Raw genomic sequence first — 18402 nt, 5'->3', positions numbered from 1 at the left:
TATGAATACAGAACCGATCATGACTGAACCACGCCTCACTTCCCTATCCCATGGCGGAGGTTGCGGTTGCAAAATTGCTCCGGGCGTGCTTTCTGAGATTCTGAAAAACGTACCGCAACTACCCTTTCCAAAAGAATTGCTCATCGGCATTGAAACCTCTGATGATGCAGCGGTGTACCAAATTAATGACTCACAAGCGATTGTGGCTACCACTGATTTTTTTATGCCCATCGTAGATGATCCGTTTGATTTTGGAAAGATTGCCGCTACGAACGCCATCAGCGATATCTATGCCATGGGTGGCACTCCTCTATTTGCACTTGCCCTAGTTGGGATGCCGATTAAAGTCTTATCAAATAAAACTATTGCACGTATCCTGGAAGGTGGTGCAGAGGCTTGTCGTGGCGCCGGCATTCCGATTGCAGGCGGCCACACGATTGATTCTGTAGAACCAATTTATGGATTGGTAGCTATTGGTATCGTTGATCCGAAACGTGTCAAAAGCAACGCCAGCGCCAAACCGGGTGATGTTCTGATTCTGGGCAAGCCATTAGGTGTCGGCATTCTATCTGCGGCTTTGAAAAAAGACATACTCGGCCCTGATGGTTATCGGGAAATGATTTCGAATACCACTAAACTCAATTCTGCAGGTCCAGATTTAGCAAAGCTGTCAGGTGTACATGCTTTAACTGATGTCACCGGTTTTGGTTTGGCTGGTCACACTTTAGAACTCGCCAGAGGATCAAACTGCACAGCACACATTGACTGGAGTCAAGTCCCCCTACTCTCTAATGTGCAAACCTTAGCTGACGAAGGAATTATTACGGGAGCTTCAGATCGCAATTGGCAAAGTTATGGTGATGATGTTGGTCTATCGGCTCAATTTACCGCAGCCCAACGCGCCCTACTAACCGATCCTCAAACTAGCGGTGGCTTACTTGTCTCGTGTAGCCCTGATTGCGTTAGAGAAGTATTGGATATCTTCAACCAACATCACTTTTTAGGCGCAAGGGTGATTGGTCAAATGAGCAAGCGCCAAGAAAAACCGTTAGTTGTCTCTTAATACCCTATTTATTGATTGGTTTTTGAATTCTTTACCGAGTGTCTTTCATTTTAAAGACGCTTGAGAAATCCAGTTGACCATTACCTGCTTTACTGTGAGCCTCGTACAATTGTTGCGCTAATTGAGCCAAAGGTACGCTCGTTTCTAAAGCTTGCGCATTTTCTGTTGCCAAGCCCATATCTTTGAGCATCAAATCAACGCCAAAGCCTCCAGCATAGCCTTTAGAGGCGGGTACGTTTTCCATGACACCAGGACAAGGATTGTATAACTCTAACGCCCAATTTCGCCCAGAGCTTTTTGACATGATGTCTGAGAGCACTTTAGGATCTAGGCCATTTGCAATGCCTAAACGCAATACCTCGCAAGTGCCCAGCATCTGAATACCCAAGAGCATGTTGTTACAAACTTTAACGGTCTGCCCAGCACCATTAGCGCCTGCATGAAAAATATTCTTCCCCATTTTCTCGAGTACAGGACGAGCGCATTCAACAGCTTGGGCATCTCCACCCACCATAAAGGTCAGCGTTCCCGCTTGTGCTCCTGCAGTGCCACCCGAAACAGGTGCGTCTATCATGGCAAAGCCTTTTTCTTTGGCCACATTAGCTACGGCTTGTGCCACCTTAGGAGAAATCGTTGAGCAATCAATCAGGAGGGTTTTGGGGTCAGCATTGGCTAGCAGACCTGCGTCACCTAAACACAAGCCCTCAACATGTTTAGAAGCAGGCAACATGGTGATTAATACATCAAGCTCTTTTGCTGCTGCAGTTGCACTAGCAGCAACCTTACCACCAGCACTTGCAAAAGCATCTAGTTGACTCTGGACTAAATCAAATCCAATTACCGAATGTCCTGCTTTAATTAAATTGAGTGCCATTGGCAAACCCATATTACCCAAACCAATAAATCCGATTTTCATGATGATCCTGTTTTATTTTGTTCCGTTTAGTTTTTTGTTGAGCTCGATTGTTTTCGAGAGGCCAAGTAAGAAACGCCTTGCGGCCCATAAGTTTCGCAATGTGCTTGCTCATACCCCAAATGAAATACATCGCCTGCATCAAACTGCTGTTTCTGACCGTCAACCAATAACTCAATGTGACCACTCGTCACAAGAGCTTTCACTTCGAATGGATGTCTATGCTCATCTAAATGGCTGTTGGCAGGCTGATGCACTTCCACGGGCTTTGGGAAACCCTCCTGCTCTAGCATCTGTAGAAATTGCTCAGAATTCATGCTCTTACTATAGCGCGGATATACACTGTTTTCATAGACCTATCTAGCGAGGATATATGGCAGTCAAAGTGATTGGATTAATTGAATTACGTGATCAAAATGCTTTTGAGCAATACCGCGACAAGGTTGGTCAAACGGTTGAGCTATACAAAGGCAACATCCAGGCTCGCGGTCAGGTGACCCAGTTCTACTGGAACTCGATTGCAAAGCCTTTAGTGCTTTTGTGGAACTTCACTTCCCCACGCAAGCAGATGCAGATCTGTGGGTTTATAGCCCTGAATATCAGTCTTTGGTTGCGATACGCAATCAAGCAATGAAGCTAACCCTCTTCAGTATTACCGTTTAACTAGGCCACATAAAGAAAAAGCCCAGCGGATCAACGCTAGGCTTTTAGATCATTGGGGGTAAGAATTACCTCTTAGCTTCCATTGCTTCTTTTGCGGCTGTAATTTCTTTACGGCGCTCTTTACATGCACCAGCGATTTCTTGTAAGGCCTTACGAGCACGTGCTGCAGATGCCTTAATGCCTTTTTCAATAAACTTTTCGTTTTCAGCTTTATATGTTTCAAAAGCAGCTAACAATGTATCGTGTTGTGACATCTCGTCTCCCATTAATCAAAAAGTATTCATACCAACTACGAGGTCAGTATATCCCCATAAAAACGCTAGAAAATCGCCCCTGAAATCAGGGATAACTCTTAGAAACTCTGCTTAAGCCAAAAAAAATAGAGCAAACCAACCCAGTTCAAGTCATGATGTTCAAAATACTCAGAAATATCCTACTTTTTGTACTTGCAAGCCTTCTCTCCTGGTCAGTAGCTGCCCAAGGAAGCTCTTGGCCTGCATCAAATAAGCCAATCACCTTTATTAACCCCTTTCTTAACCCCTTTCCCCCAGGTGGGGCAGTCGATGCTTTTGGGCGCCCTCTTGCCAAGCAATTATCAATCCAGCTAAATGATTCCATCGTGGTTGATAACCGTGGAGGGGCTGGTGGAACTCTTGGTGCTGCAGCTGCAGCAAAAATGGCACCCGATGGTTACACCTGGCTTCTTGGTGCAGTGCATCACTCCATTGCACCAAGTATGTACGCCAACCTACCTTACGACATCACCAAAGACTTTGAGCCAATCGCAATCATTGGAAGCGTGCCACATGTCATCGTTGTTAACCCAAATAAGTTTCCTAAAAATGATTTGAAATCCATCATTGAGGAGATTCGTAAAAACCCAGGCAAATATAACTATGCATCAACCGGCAACGGTACCTCGCAGCATTTAACTGGCGAGCTCTTTAAGATGCAAAATAAATTATTTATTACTCATATTCCCTATCGAGGCACTGGCCCAGCCTTGCAGGATGTCGTTGCGGGACAAGTAGATATGATGTTTGACACTCTCGCAGGAGCGGCGCCCTTTATTAAAAGCGGTCAACTAGTAGCTGTTGCCGTAGCTAGCTCCAAGCGTAGCGAAGCATTTCCGAATGTTCCTACTGCACAAGAATTGGGTATTAATAACTTTATCGTCTCAAGCTGGTATGCCATGTGGGCAATTAAAGGCACACCCAAAAGACATTATTGACAAAATGAGTGCGGAAACTCAAATTGCTTTAGCCTCTCCAGATATCAAAGAGCGCTGGGCCGCCATGGGCGCAACCGTACCCAAGATGACAAGAGCAGAATTAAATAACTACATCAATCAAGAAGTCACACGCTGGCGTGAAGTCGTTAAGAAGTCTGGCGCAAAATTGGATTAAGCAAAATCATTTCTAAGAAAAATAGCAAAAAGAGACAACATGAGTATTCCAAACAAAAACTATGCCTTTGTTCGCAACCAGTTACTAAACAAAGAAGGAATTGCATTTTTAGATGTTCGTGAAGAAGATCCTCATGCGCGCGAGCATCCGCTTTTTGCTGCCAATCTTCCCTTATCTCGCATTGAGATTGATGCCTACGGAAAACTTCCCAAGAAGGATGTTCCGATTGTGACTCTAGATGATGGCGAAGGCTATGCTGAGCTTGCGGCAACACGCTTGATCGATTTAGGGTTTAGCGATGTGTCCGTTTTTGAAGGCGGCATTCAGGGCTGGAAGGCCGCTGGCGGAGAGCTATTTAAAGATGTCAACGTGCCCAGCAAATCATTTGGTGAGTTAGTTGAATCCAAGCGTCATACTCCATCTTTATCTGCACAAGAAGTCAAACAACTGATTGATCAGCAAGCAGATGTTGTAGTTGTAGATGTCCGCCGCTTTGATGAGTACAACACCATGAGTATTCCAACTGGTACTAGTGTTCCTGGTGCCGAGTTAGTGCTGCGTCTACCGGAACTTGCCCCTAATCCCCAAACCAAAATTACTGTTAATTGTGCTGGCAGAACACGTAGCATCATTGGCACCCAATCACTCATTAATGCGGGTATCCCAAATGAGGTCAATGCACTGCGCAATGGCACCATTGGCTGGACTCTTGCGGGCCAAGAACTCGACAAAGGTCAAACTCGGAAATTTAAAGAAGTGAGCGATTCCACCGCTACCCAAGCGGCAATGCGTGCACGCTCAGTAGCCGATCGTGCCGGTGTTAAACGCGCAACCTTGCAAGATGTGCAGCGCTGGAAATCTCAAGCCGATCGAACTACGTATTTTTTGATACCCGCACTCCAGAAGAATATGAAGCAGGCCACCTCCCTGGCTTTCGTTCTGTTCCTGGTGGCCAACTGGTTCAAGAAACAGAAATGGTTGCCCCCGTTCGTGGCGCAAGGATCGTGTTAGTTGATCCAAGCTCAGGTGTCAGAGCCGATATGCCTGCCTCTTGGCTAGCTCAAATGGCCTGGGAAGTTTATGTTCTGGATGGCATACGGATCGTAGACTTATCTGAGAAGGGACCTTGGAAGGCGCCTCTTCCAACTTTGCCCATCATTGCCAGCGTAGACGCACTCACTCTCTCAGGATGGATCAAAACTGATAGCAATACGATTGTGGTAGATTTCAGCACTCATGCTCATTACATGAAAGGTCATATACCTGGCAGTTGGTACGCCCTTCGCTCACAGCTAGCAGAAGCACTTAAACAGATTCCCAGAGTGGATCGCTACGTACTCACAAGCACACCTGCAGAGTTGGCACTTTTTGTAGCGCAAGAGTTTGCAACGCTAAGCAAAGCTGAGGTAATGGTGCTATCTGGTGGAAATGCAGCTTGGAGTAAGGCTGGCTTAGAGTTAGAGAAAGAGCCGAGTCACTTAGCCTCCCCTCCTCTAGATCGCTATAAACGCCCTTATGAAGGCACTAGCGTAGATCCCGCTGCAATGCAAGCGTACTTAGATTGGGAATTTGGTTTAGTAGAACAACTAGGCAAGGATGGAACCCACCACTTCTGGGTGCTTTAATCCTTGCTGTTGTTTTGATGAAATGACTCTAGGTAATCTTATTGCGCAAAATGCCAATACCCGTGATATTAGTTTCCATGATGTCACCGGGTTTCATAAACTCTTGCGGCGTCCTGCCTGCACCCACGCCTGATGGAGTACCAGTAGCAATAATGTCACCCGGCAATAAGGTTAGACCCCGTGAGAGCTCAGAAATAATCACTGGAATTTTGAAATACATTTGCTTGTAACTAGCGTTTTGTTTTTCAACACCATTGACGCGGCAGATGATTCTGGTGTCCTCCAAATTAACGCCGCCCGCTGTCACCACCCATGGCCCCATGGGACCATGACCATCGAGACTCTTGCCCTTCAACCACTGACCAGAATGTCGCTTTTGCTGAATATCTCGCGCAGTAGTGTCGTTATAGGCTGAATAGCCAAATACGTAATCCATCGCGTTTTCTTCGGAGATATTCTTCCCCTTTTTGCCAATCACGACTGCAAGCTCGGCTTCCCAGTCAATCATGGAGGACACGCCAGCATCATAAGGAATGTTGTCAAAAGGGCCATTCATCGTCTGAGTTCCCTTAGAGAAGAACACAGGAACCTTGGGATACTCTTTTACAGCAGTATCAGCGCGATGCTTTAGACCCTCTTCAAAATGGTCTAAATAGTTCCAGCCTACGCAATAAATATTAGCTTGTGGTTTTGGAATGGGCGATAACAAAATGACTTGATTAACATTCATTAGGTTTGCACTGCGGGTTTTTAAATAAAGCCGCTAATTCGGAAAGGCCTTTATTCCCAGAGCCTGCCAATGAAATCATTGATGTTGGATCAAATGACAGTTGGACCTTCTGACGGGCAGCCTCAGCAGGGATATCGATCACCATGCCATCGTTGGTGACTAAACCTAATCGAGATGTAGCACCCCATCCTTGGCAAATAATTCGCAATACGAAAGCCTGCTTTGCCCGACAGCAGCTCAACTACGATTGGTGGTTGATTTTCGGACGCGGCAACCGCATTTGAAATCAACATACTACTTAGGGCTGCTGACGCCCCTAACTTGAGAGCATCTCTTCGATTTGTATCCACATCATCTCCTTTATTGAATATTATTGTTTAGTCTTATCTTGGTCTTATTTGGTTTACCAAATAATCTGTCTTAAATATTAATGCCAATCCAGATCTATAGCCAATCCTAGGCAAGATATCCAAAAGTTGGCTATGCTTAAACATATGCCCCATTTCAATCAGTCTGCCCTATTCCGCCAGATTGCAGGAATCGTCTTGCTACTGTGTCTATGCGCCTGTGAGCGCGACTCTTACACTAGCTGGAGCTGCTCATCCCCAAGTGCATCCAAACTTCCCATGGTTTTGCGCAAAGCCCAAATGGAGTTTAAAGACGAGAAGCTCAACTATTGCGGTAGTCTTGGGAATAAAAGCTTTTTTGACACCAAGTGCCCCAACCAAACTGACCAATCTCGCACGATCTTTATTCCTACCTCAGGAGCCCTCCAAAGCGTTGACCAAGAATATCAGTGCACGGCTTTATAAAGACCAGAACCGATGAATCGATTAAGCCCCAAAAAATTACTACTGAGCAAGTGGACAGCCGTAAAGCCTATCGCTAAACAAAAGCACTTTTTAGTTAGTAAAGTGATTGAACCAGAGCTTCCAAATGAGAAGCTTGATCTTATTGAAATTGAGGCTGTCTACAGTAAAAAAGTAATGCAAATTCATTGGCGCGATCTAAGCGATAGCTCATTATGGATACAGGGTTGGAAATAAAAAAACCGCCCCAAGCTTGCAGGCGGTTTTTTCAGTAGCAAATAAATACTGATCTATAGATTGCTTACTCCGCTTTCTTTTTTGCTGCAGGTGTTTTCTTCGCAACACCATCAAGATTCTTTTCAGCAGCTTCAGCAACCTGATTAACAATACGACGACCTTCTTTGAACATTTTCTGACCTGCCTCAGACATCTCGTTGACTACCCGAGATAATTTATCCGCCTGGACTGGTACCTTAGCTTCCGCCTCTCCCAACCAAGACACTAAGGAGCTGCGCACTTTTTCCAAATGCTTCTCGGTCTCATCCGCAGCGCCTTCGCCTAGCTCTTTCAAAACAGCTTTGACTTTCTTCTGATAAGCCGTAGCTCGTTTAGCCGCCTCTTTAGCCGCCTCTTCTTGCAAATCTTTTAATTTGCTCAAATCATTCTTGGCAGCTGACTTTGCGCTATCAAGCGCATTTTTCATGCCCCACTCAATTTCAGCCAGATGGTGATCGCTGAGTTTTTTTGCTGCATCTAAAAGAGTGTGTGAATAATCAAACAACTCTTTTGCTTTTTCACGCTGCCATTTTTGCAAATCTTTTGCTTCCATCATTTTGCTCCTATCTTGGTAGATTTGATAACTCGATGTTTTTAATTACTTCTTAAGATAACTCTATACCCAAATTGGCAGTCTGCCAATTCCCTCGAATTTAAGGCATTAAAATGACAATATGACTGAAAGAAAAAGTATTTATGAATCCATCGGCGGCATCGATAAAATTGATGAGTTAGTGAATCGTTTCTACGATTTAATGGCACTTGAGCCCATTTTTTCTGATTTACGGGCTATGCACCCCCAAGATTTATCGAGCTCACGCGAAAAATTGAAATTCTTCCTGATGGGCTGGATGGGTGGGCCGGATATTTACTCCCCCAAATATGGGCACCCCATGCTCCGCGCCCGGCATCTACCCTTCAAAATCGGCATTCATGAACGCAACCAATGGCTCGCCTGCATGTACCGCGCGCTAGAGGAATGCGGCATTGAAGGTAATATTGTCAGCCAACTGGAAGAATCCCTTTTTAATACCGCTGACTGGATGAGAAATCAGCCCATTTAATCCATACAAGCTATCCCCCTCTAATGAATGGGGTTTAGATTTTTTTCCTTACCTCTGAGTTGGCTACACTTAGCAGTAAAGCCACTTTAGCGAAATAGAGAATGATCGATAGCGTCTTGCAGCTTGTCAGCGACCCAAATGCTTGGATCGCTTTTTTTACCCTCTCTGCCCTAGAAATTATTTTGGGTATCGATAACATCATTTTCATTAGTGTCATCGCCAATCGACTTCCGCCAGAAATCAGAGAGAAGGTGCGCCGCTTAGGTTTAATTTTTGCATTACTAACCCGTGTACTTTTATTACTCAGCCTATCCTGGGTGATGGGATTAACGAATCCCATCCTGTCTATTTTTGAACACCCTATCAGCGGCAGAGATCTCATACTTTTACTGGGTGGATTTTTTCTGATTTGGAAAGCTTCGAAAGAAATCTACATTGAGGTTGAGGTTGGCGAGCAGTCTTCTGTTGATGAAAACCCTCATAGCCAGAGCGCCAACAAATCCATGCTTACTTTATTCATTGGGTCTGTTCTTCAAATTGGCTTGCTCGACATCATCTTCTCACTCGATAGCGTGATTACTGCCGTCGGCATGGTGGATCAAATTAGCGTCATGATTGCGGCGGTCATTACATCCATTCTCATCATGCTCATGGCTGCAAAAGCTATTGGAGACTTTGTGCACCACCACCCCTCCATCAAAGTGCTGGCACTATCATTTCTTACCGTCGTTGGTGTAGTGCTCATTGCCGAGGGTATGGGGATGCATATCCCGAAAGGCTATGTTTATGTTGCTATGGGATTCTCGCTGGGAGTCGAATTACTCAATATCCGCTCCCGCGAGAAGAAAAAAGCCGCTCGCTAAATGGTTCACTTAAAGAGCGTTGGCACAAGCAAAGCCGCTTGCCCAGGCCCATTGAAAGTTATGGCCGCCTAAGTGCCCGGTCACATCAACGCATTCACCAATGAAGTACAAACCTAGATGTTTTCGTGACATCATGGTCTGACTATCTAGCCGCTGAGTATCGACACCGCCCAACATCACCTCTGCTTTTTTCCAGCCTAAAGTACCCGCAGGCTTGACCGACCAATTTGTGATGAGCTCTTTGAGTGACTGACGATCTTTTTTGGAGACTTCAGCCCACTTACGACCTATCAAGTTTCTCTGTTCAGCGAAAGCTTTTGCAAGACGTTGGGGCAACACCGAGGCCAGAATAGTATCTGACGACTTTAAGCGATTCTCTTCATTATTAAACAGCGTATCGCAATTGAAAGCCACCGGGCTGCTCTAGTGCACCCAACCAATCAATATGAATCGGCTCGCCTTCTATCCAATAACTACTGGCCTGCAGTACTGCGGGCCCGGATAAGCCCTTGTGGGTTAATAGTAAATCTTCGTTAAAGCGGCATGCTCCATAGCGGCGACCCTTCGAACCCGAAGCAATTCTGACGGGAAGGCTCAAGCCTGCTAATTCATTGAGGTTTCCAAAAGTTTCAGCTGTAAATGAGAGTGGCACCAAAGCAGGTCTTGGCTCAACTACTTCTAAGCCAAATTGCTTGGCAATATCCAATGAAAAGGCTGTTGCGCCAATTGCTGGAACTGGCAGGGCCTCCAGTTGCCATGACTACTGACTTTGATTTTTCTATACCTTCAGATGTATAAATTAGCCAATCCTGCGGACCCTGCTCTAATGATTTGACCGTAACAGGATTGCGGATAGTCACCCCTCCTTTTGCACACTCCGCAAAAAGCATGTCGATAATTTGTTTTGCAGAATCATCGCAAAAAAGTTGTCCTTGATGCTTCTCGTGATAAGCAATGCCGTGAGAGGAAACGAGCTTAATAAATTCTAAAGAGGGATATCTCGCTAAAGCACTTTTTACAAAATGAGGGTTTAGCGACAAAAAGTTAGCAGGGCTACTATGTAAATTCGTAAAGTTACAACGACCGCCACCACTAATGCGTATCTTCTCACCCAACACTGGAGCATGGTCCAAAACTAATACCCGCTTGCCTCGCTGGCCAGCCACTCCCGCACAAAATAAGCCAGCAGCACCGCCACCAATAATGATGGCATCCCATATTTTGCTCATGTTTTACTCAAAACGATCAGCGATATCAGCGGCGATATTGAGCTTTCTCATGTGCAATTTGGTATAGGCTTGTCGAAAGTTTTTCGTCATAGAAATCATGACCGAAGCAGTCCAGGCAAAAGAGAACATACCTAAAAACGCAATAATGACTGCCAACATTTTCCAGCCATTAGGAAGAATATCTTCCATAAAGCCCATGGCTGTGTAGGTACTGCCGCTAAATAAAATGCTCTGACCTAAACCAGAGATTAAATGAAAGCTGTATAGCGCCAACCCCCACAGTAATATCTCTGCAATATGGACCAGAAATAAGCCAAAAACGCTCAGGTAAAAGGATAGTGCCACAGAAGAATATTTTTTCTCTGCTAAATAAAGAAAGGTTTTGACTTCATAACGCTTGGCAATTTGGAGTAATAGCATCCCATGAAAAACCATCACAAGTAATAGCATTACCCCGCCAAATAGATAGCCAGGAAGATCAAAAGAGGTTGCAATACTCATTTGGGATGGATTCATATTAATACCTTTACCCATTTTACAGTCTAGTCATTTAGGCCAACTGATACCAGTCCCGAATAATGTTCCAAGCATCTTGCGCAGTCTCAGCAAAGTGAATCGCCTGCATATCTTCTTGGTCTATCACTCCAAACTCAATCATCTGCTTAAAGTTCACCATTTCATTCCAGAAACTTTGGCCAACCAAAATGACCGGAATGGGCACTACTTTTTTAGTCTGCATCAAGGTGAGTACTTCAAAGAGCTCATCAAAAGATCCGAAACCCCCGGGATAAGCGACGATCGCTCTTGCCCTCAACATGAAGTGCATCTTGCGCAATGCAAAATAATGAAACCGAAAACCTAGACCGGGACTGATATAGGGATTGGGATGTTGCTCTCTGGGAAGGCTGATATTAAAACCAATCGTTTGATCACCTGCTTCAAATGCGCCTCGATTGGCGGCCTCCATAATTCCAGGACCACCTCCAGTGCAGATGTGCAACTTATTGGCATTCTCCTTTTGGCTAGTGTTGTACCTAGCTACAAGAGAACCAAACTCTCTGGCTGACTCGTAATAGCGACTGTGCAGCATGGCTTGCTTAGCCTGCGCCTTTTCTTGCTCAGTTTTAGCGCTCTTTTCTAATTCTAGTGCGTGCTGTTGACTGACAAAACGGGTAGAACCGAACACAGTAATGGTGTGCTCAATGCCTTGCTCCTTCAGAAGTATTTCTGGCTTGAGTAATTCCAACTCAAATCGAATGCCGATCGTTTCACGACGAGACAAAAAAGCTTCATCATCAAAAGCAAATTTATAGGAGGAATCGAGGTCTTCTTTAGATGGATGTAGCTTATGAAGATTGAGATACTCAGTGATTGTTTGAGCATTATTAATGGGAAGCTTGGGACTCATATTGTCACCTTAAAAACGAGTTACCCAATCTTACCTCGTATAAGGAAATAGTCAGTATTAATACCTAGTTCACCCCGATTTGCATAAGGCTATGGATTACTAAGGTCTACCAAGGATTTACCAGCAAGCCAACTAGCGTTAATATTGCCTTAATTTCAACCAAACAGAAGGAAACTCCATGAGCAATCGTTCAATCATCATTATGGTGCTGGTATTAATAATTGGCGCCACCGCCTACCTACTCCTCAAAGGCGACGGTAACGTTGATATGAGCGGCGAAAAACATGGTGCTGAAGCAACTCACGTTGAAGAAGCTAAGAAAGATGCTCCTGCAGCAGCTCCTGCGGCTGACGCAAAAAAGTAATCTAGCATCAACAAATAAAAACCGCGGTTCGCCGCGGTTTTTTACCTTCTACCCATGAAAAAAATTCTATTGTGTTTGACCACTTGCTGGATTTATCAAGCAAGCTATGGCCAATCCATCTGCACTATGACAAATATTGACCCCACCATCACTTCCTCTTTCGCTCCTACAGGCACCCTTCGAGTTGGTATCAATTTAGGGAACCCCATACTCGCAAATGAAGATCCAGCCACGCACGAGTTACGTGGCGTGACAATTGACATTGCTCATGAGATCGGTCAATGCTCTGGCCTTCCTGTCAAGCTGATTCCATTTAAAACTGCAGGCAATACCGTGGATGCAATTAAGACTGGTGAAATTGATCTAGTCTTTGTTGCGATTGATCCTATTCGTGGTGCCGATATCAGTTACACCCCGGCGTATATTCAAATTGAAGGGGCTTATATGGTCAAAGAAAAATCACCAATTACTGCCAATGAGCAAGTAGATGTTAGTAGCAATGAAATTGTCGTGAGCAAAGGTAGTGCTTATGACCTTTACCTCACTCGAGAAATTCAGAATGCCACGATTCTCAGAGCGGCAAGCTCTCAGGCGGTGATTGATGACTTTATGTCTGGCAAAGGAAATGTTGCAGCAGGTGTTAAGCAACAACTAGAAAGTGATGCCAAAAGATATGCAGGTTTGCGAATGTTACCAGGCCGATTTATGGTGATTAATCAGGCGATTGGCACTCCCAAGGCGAGGCCACAGTATGAGAAAACCACCGTTTACCTAAGCGGGCTCATCACCAATCTCAAGCAATCTGGATTTGTAGCGCAAGCGATGCAACGCCATAATATTCAAGGAGCTAAAGTTGCTGAATAATTTGATGAATGCGACTACTTAGCACTCATAGATACGCATGCGTTCAGGAATAATGACATTAGACCAACTGAGCTCATCACGAATGCATTTAGCAAACACGGAGGCTGACTCAGGTTCGCCATGGACAACAAAACAGGACTGAGGTGGTTTTTCAAAGCCACTTAACCAATTTAATAGACCTGCCTGGTCTGCATGGGCAGATAGGCCACCTATAGTATGAATGGAGGCCTTTACCAAGATCTCTTCACCAAATAAACGAACCTTATCGACTTTATCTACTAAGCGTCGACCCAAGCTTCCATAAGCCTGAAAGCCGGTAATGATGATGGCGTTTTGTTCACGCGGTAAGTTATTTGCCAAATGATGAACAATACGCCCCGCATCGCACATACCACTTGCTGAAATGATGATTGCCCCACCTTTGATTTTGTTAAGCGACTTTGATTCTTCTACATCCGCAATGAAGCGCAGATCAACAACGCCTGGGTTCTTTTTGAACCAAGCAAAAGTTTCTTGCGACTGTTGATCCAATTGATCAAAAAAATGTTGGGTCAATTGAGTTGCTGCAGTAGCCATCGGTGAGTCTACCCAAATGGCCAAATGAGGCAAACGCCCCTTTCTGACCAAATCAATTAATAAAAATAAGATCTCTTGGGTGCGACCCACTGCAAATGCGGGGATAACGACATTGCCTCCAGCAGCCATCGTCGTACCAATCACCTCCACCAACTCAGCCTCAGTTTCAGGTAGACCACGATGCAAACGATCACCATAAGTAGACTCCACCACCAATACGTCGGCAGAAGAAATCAATTCAGGATCGGGCATCAGTACCCTACCCTTCATGCCAATATCACCAGAAAACACACAACGCTTTTTGGGTAAGCCATCCTCGGCAATATCTAAGACAGCAATGGCAGAACCCAAAATATGACCAGCATTATGAAACTCCAATTGCACCCCTGGCGCAATCTCTTTACTCTGGCCATATTCGAGAATTTCAAATTGCTTGAGCGTCATTTCGACTTCTTCTCTAGAATAAAGGGCAACCGGCATCTCTCCCCGCCACTTACCTTGCTTCATTTTTCTTTGTGCACGCTCAAGGTCAGCGAACTGTAAATGCGCACTATCGGGCAGTAGAATCTTGAGTAATTCGTAAGTGGCAGATGTGCAGTAAATAGGGCCATTGAAGCCCTGCGCACATAAGCGTGGCAGCAAACCACTGTGATCGATGTGTGCGTGCGTGAGCACAACAAACTCAAGGTCTTTAGGAGCAAATGGAAACGGCTCAAGATTCTTATTGCTAGCCTCACGACCTCCTTGAAACATTCCATAGTCCACTAGGAAATACCTCATTCTTCCGGCCAACAGCACCTCTACCGAATGTCGTGACCCTGTTACTTCTCCAGCGGCACCAAGAAATTGAATCTTCATCCTCCCAGCATGCTCTCTCTTACAATGGGCTAAAACCCCAATCTTTTAAGCAATACTATTGATATGACTTCTTTACCGACCCCACTAAATGCCCTGGCTTTTGCGCCACGCTTAAAGCGTGGTCCTGCCGAGCACAAAGGTGATGCCGGCAAAGTCTTATTAATCGGCGGCGCACCAGGCATGGCGGGTGCCCTACTCTTAGCTGGTAATGCTTGCCTTCATCTTGGGGCAGGATGGACCATCCTGCAAATGCTCGACCCAGCATCAGCACACGCCGATACCAATCAACCAAAATTGATGATTCGTCTTGCACAGAATCAAGCGCAAAATGTATTACAAGAGACTCAAGCCGATGTTCTCGCCATTGGCCCGGGACTTGGAAACTCAAGCCTAGCAATCGAATGGTTAGAGGCTTGCCTTACTTACCCACAAACAACCCCCTTAATCTTGGATGCAGATGCACTTAACCTATTGAGTGACTCTTCTGACTTACTCAATCTGTTGAAGATGCGTAACCAGCAACATCCTGAGAAGACTGTTTTGACACCACACCCTGGCGAAGCGTCGAGATTGTTACATTGCTCAGCTGCAGATATTCAGTCTGCGCGCCTGGAATCTGTCCAAGAATTAGCCGCTCTGACTCAATCGATTGTGGTCCTCAAGGGTCAGCACACTTTAATAAGCGCACCACACTATGTGACTACGCAGTGCGAGGCCGGCAATCCCGGCATGGGCACTGGTGGCATGGGAGATGTTTTAACAGGAAGCATTGCTGCCATTGCTGCGCAAGGCATTCGTCATCACCTCAATCTTTGGGAGTCCACTGGTATTGCAGTTCAACTACACGCCCTAGCAGCCGATAGCTTAGTTACCAAGGGCGTTGGCCCTCTAGGGCTCACTCCATCAGAAACCATCCTGGAGATGAGAAGCTTGCTCAATCAGCTGCTATAAGACCCTATGCAATCAGCAAGTGCAGCCCATCATCATCGACGCTACCTTTACGGCATTCTCATGGCCGGCGTCGGTGCTATGCTCTTCTCAGGCAAAGCTATCGTCGTCAAATTAGCCTTTGCCTATGGCGCTAATGCCGAAACACTCTTAGCGCTTCGCATGCTGATGGCATTACCGATGTTCTGGAGTATCTATTGGTGGGAATGCCGCAGAAAGCCCATGGAGCCAATTACTTGGCTTGATCGAGGCAAGTTATTTTTTCTGGGCTTCTTGGGATATTTTTTATCCAGCTATATCGACTTCTTGGGACTGCAATATATATCTGTTGGCCTTGAGCGCATTGTCTTGTATCTCACGCCAACGATTGTTTTGCTCATCTCCTACTTTGCCCTGCATAAGCCGATTGCAAAAATGCAGTGGTATGCGCTCATCGTCGGCTACCTTGGCGTATTTGTTGTCTTTATTCAAGATGCAAGCTCTGCCGGAATTCATGCGTGGCTCGGAATGATCTTAGTATTTAGCAGTGCTTGTAGCTATGCCATGTATATGATTGGCTCCGGTGAAATGGTCAGACGAATAGGGAGCGTTCGCTTGGTCGTCTTTGCTAGCTCAGCATCTGCTGTACTGAGTGTTCTGCAATCATCCATTCACAACCCAAATGCAATTCTTGACCAGATCCCGCAAATCTACTGGCTTAGTCTGCTAAATGCCAGCTTATGCACCGTGATCCCCATGCTCTTGATCATGATTTCGATCAATCGTATTGGCTCACCATTAGTTGCCCAAGCTGGAATACTGGGACCAGTATCGACTATTTTTTTCGGCTACTGTATTTTGGGAGAACCAATCACGTGGATGCAGATTGCCGGCATGATGCTTGTGATTGCCGCAATGTGGCTATTGGTACGCAACGATGCGCCAACAAAAAAGTCATCAGACTTAGAAAAATCTGATGACCTCGATAAAACAGAAACTCTCAATTAATCGGGAGTTTTATAAACTCTAGAATTACTGAGCCGCTGCGTCTGCCGCTTTAGCTTTTTTCTTAGATTTTTTCTTTGCTTTTTTCTCAGCTTTCTTTTCTTTCTTGGCCTTTTTCTCAGCCGCTTGATCCGCTGGAGCAGTTGCCGGTGCGGAAGCTGGCGCTGCTGCAGGCGCAGGAGCTGGGGCTGGATCAGCAGCCATCACCGAGATCGGCGCAATACCAATTGCTGCTGAAATAAGAGTTGCCAGGCTTAAGCGGGCGATATGAGAAATCATGCAAATCTCCAATAGGGTTTGAGGGTAATTTAATAATACTCAAAAATTTGTCATAAATGCCCTATTTTTAGAAGAACCATCATGAATGATTTCCCTAGTGGCATTTTTATCGAACCCAAAGGCTACCCAGTGGATGCCCTAAATCATCTGGACTGATTGACTGGCATGGCAGGTACCTATGAGGGAGTACGTGGTTTGGCTCGCAAAGAACCGCTCAGTAAAAAGGCCATCAATTGATGGCCTTTTTTGATTGCCAGTACTGCTTTATGCAGGCTGAGCTTCTGCCTCGGTAATTTTTTCCAGAGCAGCAGCTAAATGGCCAACCGTACGATCAACATGACCTAATTTTTCAAGGCCAAACAAACCGATGCGGAAGGTGCGGAAGTCTGGACGCTCATCACATTGCAATGGAACACCAGCAGCTGTTTGCAAACCTAGCGCAATAAACTTTTTGCCTGACTGAATATCTGGATCCTTGGTGTAACTGACTACTACGCCAGGAGCCTGAAAGCCTTTAGCGGAAACCGAGTGGTAGCCTTTGGAGACCAACAATTCGCGAACTTTGCCACCTAACTCCACTTGCTTAGCCTTTAAAGCAGCGAAGCCAAGAGATTGAGTTTCTTTCATCACATTGCGCAAGATCTTAAGCGCATCAGTAGGCATCGTCGTGTGATAGACATGGCCGCCCTTTTCATATGCTTCCATGATCTGCAACCATTTTTTCAAATCCATAGAAAAGCTGGAGCTTTGAGTTGTGTCAATACGCTCACGCGCTCTATCGCCTAAGGCAATCAAAGCACAGCAAGGCGAACTACTCCAACCTTTTTGAGGCGCCGTAATTAATACATCTACATTGCAGGCCTTCATGTCTACCCACATTGCGCCAGAGGCAATGCAATCCAAAACAAATAATCCATTGACAGAGCGAACTGCTTCACCTACTGCCTTGAGATAGTCATCGGGCAAGATAATGCCAGCCGAAGTTTCAACATGAGGAGCAAACACTACTGCTGGCTTTTCTTTCTTGATAAAAGCCACCACTTCTTCGATTGGCGCAGGAGCAAATACTCCTTGTGCAGAATCTTCTAGCTGACGGCCTTTGATCACCGTCACATCATCAGAAATATGGTCTAAGTCAAAAATCTGGGTCCAGCGATAGCTAAACCAACCGTTACGCAAAACTAAACATTTTTGCTTATTAGCAAATTGGCGAGCAACTGCTTCCATGCCAAAAGTGCCGCTACCCGGAACAATGACTGCAGAGCTCGCGTTGTAAGCATCTTTTAATACGCTAGAGATATCGACCATCACGCGCTTAAATTCCTCGGACATGTGATTTAAGGAGCGGTCGGTATAAACAACCGAGAACTCTAGCAATCCATCTGGATCAACATTTGGAAGTAAGCCTGGCATAGTAATTTCCTAGGGGTTTCTGTGATTAGCCCTAAATGATACCGATTTAGGGCAATTTTTGTACTTG

22 protein-coding genes and 2 pseudogenes are annotated in these 18402 nt (G+C 45.4%); 12 read left to right on the top strand and 12 right to left on the bottom strand.

All coding sequences use genetic code 11. From position 1 onward, the window contains the following. Nucleotide 1: 1 nt before the first annotated feature. Nucleotides 2–1063, top strand: a complete 1062-nt coding sequence (gene selD / locus DXE33_RS01610; RefSeq protein ID WP_114638354.1) for a selenide, water dikinase SelD — start codon at nucleotides 2–4, stop codon at nucleotides 1061–1063. Nucleotides 1064–1094: 31 nt separating this feature from the next. Here the strand turns inward: selD and mmsB are convergent, their stop codons facing one another. Together mmsB and DXE33_RS01600 are read right to left on the bottom strand one after the other, a co-directional pair. Beyond that, nucleotides 1095–1979 (bottom strand): 3-hydroxyisobutyrate dehydrogenase, encoded by an 885-nt coding sequence (gene mmsB / locus DXE33_RS01605; RefSeq protein ID WP_174222280.1) that lies wholly within the window; start codon nucleotides 1977–1979, stop codon nucleotides 1095–1097. Between the two features lie 26 nt (nucleotides 1980–2005). Then, nucleotides 2006–2293 carry a cupin domain-containing protein gene (locus DXE33_RS01600; RefSeq protein WP_114638352.1) on the bottom strand — a complete coding sequence of 96 codons (288 nt, stop codon included), beginning with the start codon at nucleotides 2291–2293 and terminating at the stop codon, nucleotides 2006–2008. A 223-nt stretch (nucleotides 2294–2516) separates the two neighbouring features. Here DXE33_RS01600 and DXE33_RS09955 point away from each other — a divergent pair, with 223 nt between their 5' ends. After that, a complete protein-coding gene (locus tag DXE33_RS09955; RefSeq protein WP_231970307.1) occupies nucleotides 2517–2639 on the top strand; it encodes a DUF1330 domain-containing protein in 123 nt (40 codons plus the stop codon). A 65-nt stretch (nucleotides 2640–2704) separates the two neighbouring features. On the opposite strand, the gene DXE33_RS01590 is transcribed toward DXE33_RS09955, so the two are convergent. After that, complete coding sequence (locus DXE33_RS01590) at nucleotides 2705–2893, bottom strand: hypothetical protein (RefSeq protein ID WP_114638351.1); 189 nt, start codon at nucleotides 2891–2893, stop codon at nucleotides 2705–2707. Between the two features lie 152 nt (nucleotides 2894–3045). Here DXE33_RS01590 and DXE33_RS01585 point away from each other — a divergent pair, with 152 nt between their 5' ends. From DXE33_RS01585 to DXE33_RS01580, 3 genes and pseudogenes are all read left to right on the top strand, one after another. Then, entirely contained in the window at nucleotides 3046–3870 is an 825-nt protein-coding gene (locus DXE33_RS01585) for a Bug family tripartite tricarboxylate transporter substrate binding protein (RefSeq protein WP_231970306.1), read from the top strand. 4 nt (nucleotides 3871–3874) lie between these two features. Then, nucleotides 3875–4045 (top strand): hypothetical protein, encoded by a 171-nt coding sequence (locus DXE33_RS09950; RefSeq protein WP_231970305.1) that lies wholly within the window; start codon nucleotides 3875–3877, stop codon nucleotides 4043–4045. 39 nt (nucleotides 4046–4084) lie between these two features. Further along, nucleotides 4085–5670, top strand: a pseudogene (locus DXE33_RS01580) (rhodanese homology domain-containing protein). 28 nt (nucleotides 5671–5698) lie between these two features. Here DXE33_RS01580 and DXE33_RS01575 read toward each other — a convergent pair. Then, nucleotides 5699–6400, bottom strand: a complete 702-nt coding sequence (locus DXE33_RS01575; protein ID WP_231970304.1) for a fumarylacetoacetate hydrolase family protein — start codon at nucleotides 6398–6400, stop codon at nucleotides 5699–5701. Further along, on the bottom strand, nucleotides 6390–6608 hold the full coding sequence (locus tag DXE33_RS09945; protein ID WP_231970303.1) for a hypothetical protein: 219 nt from the start codon (nucleotides 6606–6608) through the stop codon (nucleotides 6390–6392). Before DXE33_RS09945 ends, DXE33_RS01575 begins: the two co-directional genes overlap by 11 nt. A 616-nt stretch (nucleotides 6609–7224) precedes the next feature. Between DXE33_RS09945 and DXE33_RS01565 the strand changes: the two genes are divergently transcribed. After that, complete coding sequence (locus tag DXE33_RS01565; protein WP_114638349.1) at nucleotides 7225–7446, top strand: TIGR02450 family Trp-rich protein; 222 nt, start codon at nucleotides 7225–7227, stop codon at nucleotides 7444–7446. A 64-nt stretch (nucleotides 7447–7510) separates the two neighbouring features. Here the strand turns inward: DXE33_RS01565 and DXE33_RS01560 are convergent, their stop codons facing one another. Next, the gene (locus tag DXE33_RS01560; protein WP_231970302.1) at nucleotides 7511–8041 is read right to left on the bottom strand and encodes a phasin family protein; all 531 of its coding nucleotides are present in this window, start codon (nucleotides 8039–8041) and stop codon (nucleotides 7511–7513) included. Nucleotides 8042–8159: 118 nt separating this feature from the next. On the opposite strand from DXE33_RS01560, the gene DXE33_RS01555 reads away from it, so the two are divergent. Beyond that, nucleotides 8160–8549 carry a group II truncated hemoglobin gene (locus DXE33_RS01555; protein WP_114638347.1) on the top strand — a complete coding sequence of 130 codons (390 nt, stop codon included), beginning with the start codon at nucleotides 8160–8162 and terminating at the stop codon, nucleotides 8547–8549. Nucleotides 8550–8650: 101 nt separating this feature from the next. After that, on the top strand, nucleotides 8651–9412 hold the full coding sequence (locus tag DXE33_RS01550) for a TerC family protein (RefSeq protein WP_114638346.1): 762 nt from the start codon (nucleotides 8651–8653) through the stop codon (nucleotides 9410–9412). Nucleotides 9413–9421: 9 nt separating this feature from the next. Here the strand turns inward: DXE33_RS01550 and DXE33_RS01545 are convergent. From DXE33_RS01545 to DXE33_RS01535, 3 genes and pseudogenes are all read right to left on the bottom strand, one after another. After that, nucleotides 9422–10641: pseudogene (locus DXE33_RS01545) on the bottom strand (NAD(P)/FAD-dependent oxidoreductase). A gap of 3 nt (nucleotides 10642–10644) precedes the next feature. Continuing rightward, nucleotides 10645–11157 (bottom strand): hypothetical protein, encoded by a 513-nt coding sequence (locus DXE33_RS01540; protein ID WP_114639685.1) that lies wholly within the window; start codon nucleotides 11155–11157, stop codon nucleotides 10645–10647. A 34-nt stretch (nucleotides 11158–11191) separates the two neighbouring features. Next, nucleotides 11192–12049: an LOG family protein gene (locus DXE33_RS01535; protein WP_114638345.1), complete on the bottom strand. Its 858-nt coding sequence runs from the start codon at nucleotides 12047–12049 to the stop codon at nucleotides 11192–11194. Between the two features lie 178 nt (nucleotides 12050–12227). Between DXE33_RS01535 and DXE33_RS01530 the strand changes: the two genes are divergently transcribed. Then, nucleotides 12228–12413, top strand: a complete 186-nt coding sequence (locus DXE33_RS01530) for a hypothetical protein (protein ID WP_114638344.1) — start codon at nucleotides 12228–12230, stop codon at nucleotides 12411–12413. Nucleotides 12414–12539: 126 nt separating this feature from the next. Next, nucleotides 12540–13277 (top strand): ABC transporter substrate-binding protein, encoded by a 738-nt coding sequence (locus DXE33_RS01525; RefSeq protein WP_231970301.1) that lies wholly within the window; start codon nucleotides 12540–12542, stop codon nucleotides 13275–13277. 18 nt (nucleotides 13278–13295) lie between these two features. Here the strand turns inward: DXE33_RS01525 and DXE33_RS01520 are convergent, their stop codons facing one another. Continuing rightward, nucleotides 13296–14711, bottom strand: coding sequence for an MBL fold metallo-hydrolase RNA specificity domain-containing protein (locus DXE33_RS01520; protein ID WP_114638342.1), 1416 nt, complete (start codon nucleotides 14709–14711; stop codon nucleotides 13296–13298). Between the two features lie 63 nt (nucleotides 14712–14774). On the opposite strand from DXE33_RS01520, the gene DXE33_RS01515 reads away from it, so the two are divergent. Together DXE33_RS01515 and DXE33_RS01510 are read left to right on the top strand one after the other, a co-directional pair. Beyond that, complete coding sequence (locus DXE33_RS01515) at nucleotides 14775–15662, top strand: NAD(P)H-hydrate dehydratase (protein WP_114638341.1); 888 nt, start codon at nucleotides 14775–14777, stop codon at nucleotides 15660–15662. A 6-nt stretch (nucleotides 15663–15668) separates the two neighbouring features. Next, entirely contained in the window at nucleotides 15669–16646 is a 978-nt protein-coding gene (locus tag DXE33_RS01510; RefSeq protein WP_114638340.1) for a DMT family transporter, read from the top strand. A gap of 24 nt (nucleotides 16647–16670) precedes the next feature. On the opposite strand, the gene DXE33_RS09575 is transcribed toward DXE33_RS01510, so the two are convergent. Together DXE33_RS09575 and DXE33_RS01505 are read right to left on the bottom strand one after the other, a co-directional pair. Next, nucleotides 16671–16922 carry a protein tyrosine phosphatase gene (locus DXE33_RS09575; RefSeq protein WP_162785390.1) on the bottom strand — a complete coding sequence of 84 codons (252 nt, stop codon included), beginning with the start codon at nucleotides 16920–16922 and terminating at the stop codon, nucleotides 16671–16673. A gap of 264 nt (nucleotides 16923–17186) precedes the next feature. Then, nucleotides 17187–18335: an aminotransferase class V-fold PLP-dependent enzyme gene (locus DXE33_RS01505; protein ID WP_114638339.1), complete on the bottom strand. Its 1149-nt coding sequence runs from the start codon at nucleotides 18333–18335 to the stop codon at nucleotides 17187–17189. Nucleotides 18336–18402 lie beyond the last annotated feature (67 nt).

The sequence above is a fragment of the Polynucleobacter necessarius genome (assembly GCF_900096765.1).
GTDB classification, from domain to species: domain Bacteria; phylum Pseudomonadota; class Gammaproteobacteria; order Burkholderiales; family Burkholderiaceae; genus Polynucleobacter; species Polynucleobacter necessarius_F.
Note: the sequence above shows the minus strand (reverse complement) of the source record. Positions and strands in the feature narration are given on the sequence as shown.